Consider the following 12431-nt stretch of genomic DNA (forward strand, 5'->3'; position numbering starts at 1 on the left):
CTTATTGCTTATTGCTTATTGCTTATTGCTTATTGCAAAGTTATAAAATTCCTCTTGCTTTTATCTCCAGATATTTATTGATAACATCGATATTTAAATTTTCAGGAAGCGTATATACGGTATAAATTCCATATTTACGGAGTTCCTGAATGATCAGTTTTTTTTCGAATTCAAATTTTTCAGCCACAATCTCATCATAGATTTCCTGCATATTTTCAGGGTTTTTGTTGATCAGTGTCTGTAATTCAGCATTTTTGAAAAATACGACTACCAGTAAATGGTTTTTGGCGATTCCACGAAGGTATTTCAATTGGCGGTTAAGCCCGTCCAGCGTTTCAAAATTAGTAAAAAGCAAAATAAGGCTTCTTTGATTGACGGAATATTTTACATCCTGATACAAGCGGTTGAAATCACTTTCAAAGAAATCGGTTTTAATATTATAAAGGGCTTCTGATATTTTTTTCAGCTGTCCTGATTTATTATCGGCCGCAATTTTATTCTCTGCCTTTTTTGAGAAGGTCATCATCCCTGCCCTGTCTCCTTTTCGGATAATAATATGTGATAATGCCATTGCAGCATTGATTGAATAATCCAGAAGGCTGAGTCCGTTGAAAGGCATTTTCATCGTTCTTCCTTTATCAATCAGCATAAAAATACGCTGTGATTTTTCATCCTGAAACTGATTGACCATAAGTCGGTTGGTTTTAGAAGTTGCTTTCCAGTTGATGGTTCTGATATCATCTCCGGGAACATATTCTTTGATCTGCTCAAATTCCATGGTGTGCCCCAATTTTCTGACTCTCTTGATCCCACCCATCAGAAATTCGCTTTGCAAGGCCATCAGTTCATATTTTCTGAGATGGATAAATGACGGGTAAGCTGGCAGTGCCGCATCTTTCTGAAAAGTATATCTCCTTGAAACGAATCCCAAAGGTGAAGAAGCATAGATATTCAAACCTCCAAAATGGTATTCGCCTCTTTCTTTAGGTTCTAATGTATATTGAAAAAAGGTATTGGCACCGGAGTCTATCTTTTTCTCAATTGAAAAGTCCCTTTTCTGAAACTGGAACGGGATCTCATCAATAATTCTTGTATTGATTTTAAAACTGTAATTATTTTTGATATCAATTTTTACAAAATTCTCATCGCCATTAGACAGTTTTTCAGGCAATATCCTCTGAGCCTGCAGTGCATTCTTCTGATTAAAAAGCAGGAGATAATCTACCATAGCTGCGAGGAAGCAGATCAATAAGGCAATGTGAGCTCCCCACATCAGGACCGGAAAGAAAAATGCCAGAACATACAACACCCCCACTCCGATGAGTGTAAAGAAGAAACGTGTATTGATGTATAAGTTTTTCATTGTTTAGGTTACAGGTTGCGGGTGAAAGGTTTTAGATGGTCGTTTATTAGCTTTTTCACCTCGGAATTTCTATTCCTTCTAAAATCTGGCGTATAATTTCGTCTGCTGTAAGACCTTCCATTTCTCTTTCAGGAGAAACAATTACACGGTGTCTCAGGACTGCATAACTCGCTTCTTTAATATCTTCAGGGGTTACAAAATCTCTTCCTCTTAAGGCTGCAAAGGCTTTTGAAGCGGTAAGAAGGGCTAATGAGGCTCTTGGAGAGGCTCCCAAATATAAAAACTGGTTTTCTCTTGTGTTGATAATAATTTTAGCAATATATTCCATCAGCTGTGTTTCCACAACTATTTCTTTTACAAGATGCTGATAGTTTTTCAGCTGTTCTGCTGTAATGACATGATTAATCCCTTCTGTTTTATCTTCTTTTTTGCTTTCATGCTGATTTTTTATGATCGCAATTTCCTGCTGAAGGTTAGGGTATCCTACATTGATTTTGAACAGGAAACGGTCTAGCTGGGCTTCAGGAAGTCTGTAAGTTCCTTCATGCTCTATCGGGTTTTGGGTGGCAATAACAAGGAACGGGTCTTCCATGATATACCGGGTACCATCCATTGTGATCTGTCTTTCTTCCATAACTTCAAACAAGGCTGACTGAGTTTTGGCAGGCGATCTGTTGATTTCATCAATCAATATGAAATTGGAAAAGACAGGTCCTTTTTTAAATTCAAACTCCGAGTTCTTTACACTGAAAACTGAGGTTCCCAAAATATCAGAAGGCATCAGATCCGGTGTAAACTGAATTCTGCTGAATCCTACATCAATGGTCTTTGCTAATAATTTTGCTGTAATTGTTTTGGCTACTCCCGGGACACCTTCAATAAGGACGTGCCCATTTGAAAGTAATGCCGCCAGAAGATGTTCAATCATACTCTCCTGCCCTACAATGACTTTTCCAATCTCAGCTTTTACTTTATCGAGACTTGCACGAAGTTCAATCATATCTATTCTTGACTGAAACTGATCTTCACTTTTATTAAGATTTATAGAAGTTTGATTTTCTATGTTCGGGTTATCAAGGTTTTCCATAATTTTTTATTTTTTTAATAGGACGGTGTCCTATCTTTTGTTAAATCGTCCCGTTGGGACTCTTTGCTGTTTTATTTTAAAATTTCATCAAGCAGTTTATTGATCCTTACAAGGTCTTCTTTCATTACTCCGGCGTAAGAATCCTGGGCTTTTTTAATAAGATGAATAGCTTCATTGATCATTTCCATAGGCTTTCCTGTTTTCAACTGAAGTTTTTTGGCAAATTCTTCATCCAGGCTCTGGGTATCGATGAGTAAATCCATTCTTACCTTATTCAGGAAATACTGGGCTTTCTTTGCCATCATATCATGAAAATCACCCTCCTGAAGATAAAGATTTCCGATGCTTTTTACAAATTCCAGTGATGTGTTTTTCAAAGGTTCTATTACCGGCACAATTCTCTGCTTTCTTTTGGCATTAAAAAAAATAAACAATACCAATCCTCCGAGTAAAACCCACCATGCATATTTCAGTGCCGGATTTGAGAGTATGAATCTCATAAAGAAACGGGATTCTTTACTGTTACTTTTTACAAACCATAGGGTTTCCCTATCCTGAAGATAAGAAAAAACATCCTGTGCATATTTTATATTTCCGGGTTTCAGCAGGTAGTAATTGGTGAGAAAAAGAGGTTCGCTATGAACATAAATATTTCCTTTTCCGAATTTCACTTTAATAAAATTCGCCTGGTCCGTATTTCTTTTTTCCACTGTTTTTCCTAATACCTGAACTCCGGGCTTGATAAACGAAAATCCTCTTCCTGACGGAAGTTTATCTAATTTAATAAAATCATTCTGATATTTCTTATCTGTAAGTTTCAGTACATTTTCTTCTTCAAATGAGATTTCCGAATCATAATATCCTATACTGTCTGAAACTTCTTTAGGCATACGGCTTACCATCAGCATTGCATCAGATCCTTCTGAAACCTGTTCCAGAATTTTTTTCCAGGATGCTGCATCCAATTCATTTTCGATGACCATTATATTATGAGGGCCTTTTTGATTCCGGCTATAATATTCGTAAGGAGCCTGCTCCATTCTCTTCAGGTTATTCTTAAAGAGGTTTTTCGCTTCATTATTGAAAACAAACAGGCCGAAAGGAGATTTTTCATGAATATCGAAATTCTTACGCCAGTTGACGGTCTCTTTTTTATTAACTTCAAGCAACGCCAGAATAATCATCACAATGATGAAGATTACAGCATATATTTTGAAAGTTTTGTTCATGGTTGATAGGGTTAGGGTTTAAATGCCTGATATTTGTTTTTAAATTTCTGATAGCTTTGTTCTTCAATATTGAACTCTCCATACCAGACATAATCGAAAATATAGGAAAGTTCTGAGAAGTCCTGCTTAAGATGGGCGGCTTTCAGCTCTGCAGCATAGTCTTTATTGGTTTTTTCCGGATTCCAGGTGATCAGCTTTTTATCACTTAATTTTTTCAAAATAAACAGAAACTGATACCGTATTGCTGAACGATAATCTCCTGCATGTTCAAATCCGGCTATACTTTCAGGAAAATTAATCTCATGGATGTTTTCATGGAGTTCCTCTACATTCAGGTCCAGTTTTTTGTTTTTCTTTCCAAAAATGAAGTTCCCGTCTTTTCCAAGAATATATCTGATGATAAAATAAAGCAGAAATCCTACAAGAATAATGACAAACAGACGAATAAGAAGTCCGGTAAACTCCAGGGATTTTGTAAATGCTGTTTCCCCGAAAATACTTTGCAGCAATTTATTTATTTTCCGCATCAGTTTTTGCCCGAAAGATTCTTTAGGTTTTGACACCGAATAATCAAACTCGTTGCCTTTATACCTTGACGGAACATTTTCTTTGAATTGCTTGGGATAGACCACATTTTCCGAAACCGGATTTTTAACCAATACCGAATCGGCACGCAGCATATTCCTGTAGTGCCCGGTGGTATAAAGGGAGTCTACAAGGTCATCTTCCGCAGGTCCGTTGTCCTGAGCACGAACGAGCCCAAGAGAAAGAAAAAACAGTATGAAAAAAATCTTATTCATTGATCCCGATGGTATCTATTTCTTCAAGTTCTACTTTCTGATGAAGATCTGTTCTGCTGTCGTAATACATCAGTCCGACATTCACGTACATGAGATTGGAAAGAAAGAATGATAACAGCATAGAAATTCCATAAAATACAAAAAATACAATTCCTGTAGCGCCGGTAAAGGGATTCTGTTCAAACTTACCGTCCGGGGCAGATGTCAGTACAGCTCCGTAAAAGAATATAAGCGGAATATAAGTGAATACCGAAGAAATAATGGAGATAATGGTAATCATGATGATAGATCCTCCCCAATACTTCCAATAAGGTGATTTCTCTCTTCCGTTCGGATAGGAGAACTGCGCCCGTATGGAATAACTAAGGCTTTCAAAAAATCTTCTGTCCGAATTGAAATAATCATACATCAGAAATGTAATAACATTGAACAGTGTAGGATAAATAAGGAATATGAGGAAAATTCCTATAATCAGAAATATCAGAATATAAGAAAATCCCATCACGAAAAAAGCTAATGGAGTGACAATAAAAATCAGACCAATACACAGCTTGGCTATTTTTCCGGCGTTATTTTTAAAGTCTCCTACAATTTCATCGGTCTTTATGCTATTGGCTCCCTGTGCAATTCTTTTAAGATAAAAAACAGGAAACAGATAACTGACAATGGCAAGTATCATAAAAAGCAGAAAAGTAAGTAAAGCCACTGCGATCAGCATTCCTGCGTTATCGGAAAAATATTTTTCAAAATAATAGGTATCACCATTCATATTGGATCCGAAAATCTGAGAAAAAAGTTCTCTATATCCAAAGATAACCACTACTACCATTAAGATTAACAGTAAACCATTGATCAGCAGGTAGCTCTTAAAGTAGTTCTTCCCATAGAGTTTAAAGAAGTTGAAACTATCACTGATGAAAGTTCCGAAATCTCTTTTTTTATAAAATTGTATCATTGATGTTTTTATTAGTTTTTTTATTGACAACAGACGGATATACAATATAGTAAAAAATGACGATTGCAAGGGATCCGAAAATAATAAGCAAATTCACCATCAAAGGCATTCTCAACGCATGTCTGGTCACATAACCTTCTATAATTCCGGCACAAATTGTGAAAGGAATGGTACTGAGAAATATTTTAAATGAATCTTTAAATCCTTTTTTAAAAGAATTGAATCTTGAAAAAGTCCTGGGAAATAAAATAGATGCCCCAAGAATCAACCCGCACATAGCCTCAATGACCATGGCAAAGATTTCAAATACTCCATGCAGCCAGATTCCCCTGGCACTGTCTTTTAAAGCTCCGTAGTCATAAAAAAAGTACTGAAAGGCCCCAAGCATCACGCTGTTGGAAAGCAGCGCAAATAAAGTCCCTATTCCTCCCGTAATCCCATAAATATATAACTTCGCTCCTACCTGGATATTATTGAAGATAATCCCTATCGTACTTCCCCAGGTAGAACCGCTCTCGTATACAGCAACGGCATTTCCTTTTTTTATATTTTCTATGGTTTCATTCACGTAGGATTCTCCATTGGGAATGGCAACTGCTAAGAAACTTTTGTCATAGATTGCAGAAAGCACTCCGATAGAAGTGAACAGCGTAAAAAACAGAAAAGCATACAACAGATACCTCCGGTAATGATATACCAGTAAAGGAACTTCCGTTCTGAAAAAATAAATCAGCCGGTTTTCTTCTACCCTTTTCGTTTTATAGATCTTTTGAAAAATCTGAGAAGACAGATGATTCAGGTAGACCGTTGTATTACTTTTGGGATAATAAGTCTGGGCAAAAGAAAGATCATTGATCAGGTTTATATATAACGAAGACAGGTCATCAGGATTTTTTTTTATTTTCCCATCAATAACCTGTTCTATTCCCAACCATTTTTCTTTATTTTGTTTAATGAAATAAACTTCTCTCATAACTGTAAGGCTAAAATAATAAAAATTATGTCTCAAATTGCGATAAATACCTCACAAAATGTAAATATCAGCTTCACTATTGCCAGTATAGGAGAAAGAATGCTTGCATTCATTGTTGATCTTCTGATAAGGGTTGCCTATATCGTTGCTATACTTTATCTGTTCTTCAATATTTTCGATTTGGGATATTTATTAAACGGACTGGATGAATGGTCTGTACGGGCTGTTTACATCATTCTTACTTTTCCCGTTTATATCTACCCTGTCGTTCTGGAAAGCTTGATGGAAGGGCAGACTCCGGGTAAAAGACTTATGAAAATAAGAGTAGTGAAGATTGATGGCTACCAGGCCAGTTTCGGAGATTATATGATCCGCTGGATCTTCAGAATTGTAGACGTTTCTTTTGCGGGAATTGTAGGTTTAATTTCAATGGTTGTTTCCAAAAATAACCAAAGGCTGGGAGATATCGCTTCCGGTACGGCTGTCATTTCTTTAAAAAATAATATTAACATCTCTCATACCATCTTAGAAAATATCAAGGAAGATTATGTCCCTTCCTTCCCTCAGGTAATTGCATTAAGTGATAATGATATGAGGATCATTAAAGACAATTATACCAAAGCACTGAAAGTGGATGACCGCCAGATTATCACTAAGCTTTCCGACAAAATCAAAAATATCCTGAAACTGGAAATTGATCCCACAAAAATGACTGAAAGGCAGTTTATCAGTATTATCATTAAAGATTATAACTACTATACAGGGAAAGAGTAATTCAACGCATCTATAAACCGACGGTCTATTTTTTGTATCTTTATTAATAAAATCTGATTTATGAAATTTGAAAACAATAAATCCGGAAACGGTGGCGTCCTTACTTTAAATAATGAAATAAAAGAAGTAGGGAGACTTACCTATACCATCTTCCCCGAAGATCATAAACTGATCATTTCCTTTGTATTGGTACATCCTGAATTTGAAGGCAGAGGAATGGGAAAATATTTAGTTGAGGAAGCCATCAGATTTTCAAGGGAAAATAACTGGAAGGTTTATCCTCATTGTTCCTATGCAAGATCTGTAATGATGAGAATGAATGATGTGGAAGATATTTTTTCAAAGAATTAGAACTTCATTCCTGAGTATTTCTTCAATATCATCAGGGTAGTCGACTTTCAGATGATGATCTGAGGCTACCCATTCCATAATTTCCTGAAGCTTTAAACTTTTGGAATTAGGGATTCCCATTTTATCCAGTGCACAGGCATTACATTCCTGCTCGTATTGGTTATGAATAGGGATTACAAATAATTTTTTATCCATAAAAAGTGCTTCTGCAGGAGTCTCAAAACCCGCATTGCATAAAATTCCATCACAGCCTTCAAAATATTTCAGGTATTCATTTTCGTCAATAGGAAATACTTCAACATTTTTCACTCTCACACGCACCTTACTATATTTCGAGAACACCTTCCACTCCACAGGAATCTTCTTTAAAACCCTGATAATATTCTCATCTGCAAAGCTTGGAAGATAAACAAGATAATACCCCTGTTTGTAAGGGTTAAGATTACGGATCTTTCTTCTGATGACCGGCTTTTTTATCTGTGGATGGTAATTTTCAAAATGGAATCCTATTTTTCTTTCACTGGGAACATAATACTTTAAAATCATTTCTCCCAGAAAATCCTTTTTTAAAGGTTTCGGGGTCTCAGGAAAACTCATTGATGCCTGATGGCTAAGTTCTATCATAGGAAGCTTCTTTAATTTGGAAGCCCAACCTGTTAATGGCTCGTAATCATTAATAATTAGATCATACCCGGAAAGATCAAGCTGTTTTATGATCCTGGCTGCTTCTAAAAATTTATTTTCCGTAAATGTTTTAAGATATGATAAACCGCCTGTTTTATTATAAAGAAGAGAAATTCCTTTATATTGAAAATCAATATCAAACCCGGCCTTTAATTGCGATTGATGGCCACTGATCAGGGTATCCACCGAAGCATATTTTTTCAGAATAGGAATAATCTCCTGTGCCCTGGCCACATGCCCGTTTCCAGTTCCCTGGAATGCATAAAGAACCTTCATTTAGGAAAAATTGGTTACTATTTTCAAAAGCGCTGAGGGATCCATATCCTGAATCTCCTCCATTTCATCATCATTCAGCAAATGTTTATGCTCATCATAGTAGAAGATTTTCCATTCTTTATCATGATATTCTAATGCGGAGAGATTCTCAATCCAGTCTCCTGAATTCAGATAAGTACATGAGCCTTTTTTATTGCTTACTTCACGGATCTGTGGCTGATGGATATGTCCGCAAACCACATAATCATATTGATTGTCAATGGCAAGTTCAGAAGCTGTAAGTTCAAAATCACCGATATATTTTACTGCTTTTTTCACATTGTTTTTGATTTTTTTTGAGAATGAATATTTTTCTTTACCCATTTTCTCCAAGAACCAATTTACAACATTATTGATAATAATTAAGAGATCATATCCTTTTCCGCCAAGTTTGGCGATCCATTTAGAATGTTGGACGGATGCATCGAAAACATCGCCATGAAATATCCAAGTTTTTTTCTGATCAATATTCAGGCAGATCTTATTACAGACTTTAAGTTTTCCAAGTTCAAAATCAGTGAATTTCCGGAACATTTCATCATGATTGCCTGTAATATAATAGACATCTGTATTTTTGGTAGCGAATGAAAGTATCTTTCTGATCACTTTCAGATGAGGTTTAGGGAAGTAAGACTTTTTGAACTGCCAGATATCAATGATATCTCCATTCAGAACTAAAGTTTTAGGCTGTATAGAGTTGAGGTATCGCAACAATTCTTTAGCCTTACATCCATAAGTTCCCAAATGAACATCCGATATAACAACTAATTCAACGTTTCTTTTCATCCGTATATTTTCAGCTTTTTAATTTGGCCGGATGGAACGTCTCGGTATTTCCTGTTTATGTAAAAAACACGGCAAGACGTTTCATAGTTTTGTGCAAAGAAACTAATTGAAAGTTAACTGTATATGAATGCTATATTATTTTTTATAAAGAGTTCATCAACTCTTCTGTGATTTCCATATTGTGGTAAACATTCTGAACATCATCATCATCTTCGAAGCGCTCAAGCATTTTCATATTGGCTTTGAACTGCTCTTCGTTTACTTCTTTTGTATTGTTCGGAATTCTTTGAAGTTCTGCACTCTTTGCTTCAATTCCAAGCTCATCTAATTTATGAGATAAAGAACCGAAATCTTCAAAGGCAGTGGTAATCATTACTTCTTCTTCGTCTTTTTCCACATCTTCTGCACCTCCGTCAATCATTTCCATTTCAAAGTCATCCCATTCCATTTTAACCTGAGCCAGATCAATGGTAAAAATACCTTTTCTATCAAAGATAAATGCCAGTTCACCATTTTTCCCAAGGTTTCCGTCGAACTTGTTAAAAATTGCTCTTACGTTTGCTACCGTTCTTGTAGTATTGTTTGTAGTACATTCTACAAAGAAAGCAACACCTCCCTGTCCGTATCCTTCGTAAGTGATTTCTTCATAGTTTTCAGCATCAGCACCACTTGCCTTCTTGATGGCTCTTTCTACGTTGTCTTTAGGCATGTTTGCCCCTTTTGCGTTCTGGATGCATCTTCTCAATGCAGGGTTAGATTCAGGATCTGTTCCTCCGGCTTTTACAGCCAGTGCAATATCTTTTCCTATTTTAGAGAATGTCTTGGCCATCTTATCCCATCTGGCCATTTTAGAAGCTTTTCTATATTCAAATGCTCTTCCCATTTTATATTTTAAATTTCAACAAAATTACTTAAAAGTCAACAAAAAAAAAATACCTCCAAAAAAATTGGAGGTATTCATTATTTAGAAAAATTAATTATTTTTTCTTTTTAGCAGCAGCTTTTTTCTTAGCTGGAGCTTTTTTAGTAGCTTTTTTAGTAGCTTTTTTCACTGGAGCAACATCAGATTTCTGATATTTGTTCCATTCACTGTCATCACCAATGTATCTAACAGTTACTTTTCTATCAGCTTGTCTTTCAGCATCAGATGCAGTTTCTGCAACTTTAGCATTTTGCTCTCCGATACCTACTGATTTTAATGCATTAGTATCTACACCTCTTGCATCTAAAGCAGCAACTACAGAAGCAGCTCTTTCTTTAGATAATTTCAAGTTGTAAGCATCACTTCCTTTTTTGTCAGTTTCTCCAACTAATAGGAATCTACCCCCATCTTTCTTAATGATTTCAGAAGCAGTATCTAAAGCACCTTTAGATTCAGGCTTAATTGTAGCTTTGTTGAAATCAAAGTATACACTCTTAAGATTCTTTTCAACGTCAGTAGCTGTTACTTCTTTTGGCTTAGGACATCCGTTGTATTCAGGAAGACCTGGAACAGTAGGACAAGCATCATCTTTATCTAGGATACCGTCACCGTCTGTATCTGGCCAAGGACAACCGTTGTTTTCAGCAGGACCTGCTACAGTAGGACAAGCATCATCTTTATCGATTACACCGTCACCGTCTGTATCTGGCCAAGGACATCCGTTGTTTTCAACTGGACCAGCCACTTCTGGACATTGATCATCTTTATCTGGAACTCCATCACCATCTGTATCAGGACATCCCTGGAATTCTGGTAAACCTGGTGTATCTGGACAAAGATCGTCTTTATCTAGGATACCATCCTTATCTCTATCTCTGTTTCCGAATCTGAATAAGATAGAAGCAGAAGCTTGCCAGAAGTTAGCAACTGTAGATTTGTCACCTGGAGTTGATACATAATCTCCCTGGATACCAAGACCGAAGTTTTTAGTTACCCAGAAGTTAGCACCAGCACCTGTAGCTAAAGCAAAGTGGTTAGCTTTACCATTCTCGTTACCATCTTTTCCATTTTGAACAGTTTCGATAGCATTACCGTTAGCATCAACACTTGTTCTTGGGAAAGTAAGTGCAGTATAGTCGTGTCTTAAATAGTTAGCACCAACTCTTAAGTATGGATCAAACCAAGATTCTTCGTTCCATAAAAGACCAGCAGCTTTAGCCTGGAAACCAATACCTGTCATTAGGAAAAATTCTTTCCCCATGTTGAATCTTTTGTTTTCAACATTTCCAACAGAAGTTTGCCAGTCAATTACTAAACCTTTTCCAATGTTTCTAGCAACTGTTAACTTAGATAATGGAGGTGTGATAGAGAAGTTGTTCATATTGAACATTCTCTTCGTTAAATTTTTAGCAGAGAACGTATTACTAAACGTAGAACGTGCTGCTACATGGTTTTCAGCGTGAGCACCAACTCCGATCAACCACGGATTGTTGGTAGTCTGTGCGAAAACAGTAGAAGCGACAGTAAGCGCCAATGCTGAAATTCCTAATTTTAGATTTTTCATAGAATTAAATGATTAAATAATTGATAATGCAAAATAAATATAATTTTTCTTTATATACAAAGTTTTTCAAATGATTTTTAACTTTTCTTTAATATTCTGTCCAGGTTCCGTTTATTTTCTCTATCTTTTATCGCCTCTCTTTTATCGAAAAGCTTTTTCCCTCTACCAAGTGCTATCAGCACCTTTGCTTTGCCCCGATCAGTGATATATAATTTCAAAGGTATAATCGTATTTCCTGCATCTTTTAACTTTTTTTCAAGTTTTTGCAATTCTTTTTTGTGCAAGAGCAATTTCCGTTCCCTTTTTGTTTTGTGATTGTAAAAAGTTCCTAATTTATACTCATCAATCATCATATTAATGATGTATAATTCCCCATCAATAAACTGACAGAAGGATTCTGTGATGGATGCTTTGGATGAACGTAAAGATTTTATTTCTGTACCTGTCAAAACCATTCCGGCTTCATATTCTTCAAGAATTTCATATTCAAAGCGGGCTCTTTTGTTTAATATGCTAACTGTTTTCTCAATCTTCATCATTTTAAAATTTCGTTAATGAAATATATAAAAAATACGATACATTTAAAAACTTGACTATTATATTATTACAAAATACCCAAATTCTTTTT

At 35.9% G+C, this 12431-nt stretch carries 13 protein-coding genes; 2 read left to right on the forward strand and 11 right to left on the reverse strand.

Annotated elements, in window-relative coordinates; genetic code table 11:
- Positions 1 to 40: 40 nt before the first annotated feature.
- From ACTJJF_RS10995 to ACTJJF_RS11020, 6 genes are all read right to left on the reverse strand, one after another.
- On the reverse strand, positions 41 to 1363 hold the full coding sequence (locus ACTJJF_RS10995) for a DUF58 domain-containing protein (RefSeq protein WP_440699692.1): 1323 nt from the start codon (positions 1361 to 1363) through the stop codon (positions 41 to 43).
- A 55-nt stretch (positions 1364 to 1418) separates the two neighbouring features.
- On the reverse strand, positions 1419 to 2450 hold the full coding sequence (locus ACTJJF_RS11000; protein ID WP_440699693.1) for an AAA family ATPase: 1032 nt from the start codon (positions 2448 to 2450) through the stop codon (positions 1419 to 1421).
- A gap of 71 nt (positions 2451 to 2521) precedes the next feature.
- Entirely contained in the window at positions 2522 to 3679 is a 1158-nt protein-coding gene (locus tag ACTJJF_RS11005) for a DUF4350 domain-containing protein (protein WP_440699694.1), read from the reverse strand.
- Positions 3680 to 3690: 11 nt separating this feature from the next.
- Positions 3691 to 4479: a DUF4129 domain-containing protein gene (locus ACTJJF_RS11010; protein WP_440699695.1), complete on the reverse strand. Its 789-nt coding sequence runs from the start codon at positions 4477 to 4479 to the stop codon at positions 3691 to 3693.
- Positions 4472 to 5434, reverse strand: a complete 963-nt coding sequence (locus ACTJJF_RS11015) for a DUF4013 domain-containing protein (RefSeq protein WP_440699696.1) — start codon at positions 5432 to 5434, stop codon at positions 4472 to 4474. The genes ACTJJF_RS11010 and ACTJJF_RS11015 overlap by 8 nt, the downstream gene beginning before the upstream one ends.
- Complete coding sequence (locus ACTJJF_RS11020; protein WP_440699697.1) at positions 5418 to 6407, reverse strand: stage II sporulation protein M; 990 nt, start codon at positions 6405 to 6407, stop codon at positions 5418 to 5420. The genes ACTJJF_RS11015 and ACTJJF_RS11020 overlap by 17 nt, the downstream gene beginning before the upstream one ends.
- Before the next feature lie 27 nt (positions 6408 to 6434).
- On the opposite strand from ACTJJF_RS11020, the gene ACTJJF_RS11025 reads away from it, so the two are divergent.
- Together ACTJJF_RS11025 and ACTJJF_RS11030 are read left to right on the forward strand one after the other, a co-directional pair.
- Positions 6435 to 7181: an RDD family protein gene (locus ACTJJF_RS11025; protein ID WP_440699698.1), complete on the forward strand. Its 747-nt coding sequence runs from the start codon at positions 6435 to 6437 to the stop codon at positions 7179 to 7181.
- Positions 7182 to 7241: 60 nt separating this feature from the next.
- Entirely contained in the window at positions 7242 to 7532 is a 291-nt protein-coding gene (locus tag ACTJJF_RS11030; protein ID WP_440699699.1) for a GNAT family N-acetyltransferase, read from the forward strand.
- Here the strand turns inward: ACTJJF_RS11030 and ACTJJF_RS11035 are convergent.
- The 5 genes from ACTJJF_RS11035 to smpB all read right to left on the reverse strand — a co-directional run bounded on the left by ACTJJF_RS11035 (position 7521) and on the right by smpB (position 12339).
- A complete protein-coding gene (locus ACTJJF_RS11035; protein WP_440699700.1) occupies positions 7521 to 8492 on the reverse strand; it encodes a glycosyltransferase family protein in 972 nt (323 codons plus the stop codon). The two genes, ACTJJF_RS11030 and ACTJJF_RS11035, sit on opposite strands and share 12 nt — an antisense overlap.
- Positions 8493 to 9317 (reverse strand): UDP-2,3-diacylglucosamine diphosphatase, encoded by an 825-nt coding sequence (locus tag ACTJJF_RS11040; RefSeq protein ID WP_312299977.1) that lies wholly within the window; start codon positions 9315 to 9317, stop codon positions 8493 to 8495.
- A 142-nt stretch (positions 9318 to 9459) separates the two neighbouring features.
- Positions 9460 to 10200 carry a YebC/PmpR family DNA-binding transcriptional regulator gene (locus ACTJJF_RS11045; RefSeq protein WP_065400360.1) on the reverse strand — a complete coding sequence of 247 codons (741 nt, stop codon included), beginning with the start codon at positions 10198 to 10200 and terminating at the stop codon, positions 9460 to 9462.
- 94 nt (positions 10201 to 10294) lie between these two features.
- A complete protein-coding gene (locus ACTJJF_RS11050) occupies positions 10295 to 11803 on the reverse strand; it encodes an OmpA family protein (RefSeq protein ID WP_440699701.1) in 1509 nt (502 codons plus the stop codon).
- 77 nt (positions 11804 to 11880) lie between these two features.
- Complete coding sequence (smpB, locus tag ACTJJF_RS11055) at positions 11881 to 12339, reverse strand: SsrA-binding protein SmpB (protein ID WP_034694839.1); 459 nt, start codon at positions 12337 to 12339, stop codon at positions 11881 to 11883.
- Between the last annotated feature and the right edge of the window lie 92 nt (positions 12340 to 12431).

Origin of the sequence: Chryseobacterium sp. 22458 (assembly GCF_052044975.1) — a bacterium.
Lineage (GTDB): Bacteria > Bacteroidota > Bacteroidia > Flavobacteriales > Weeksellaceae > Chryseobacterium.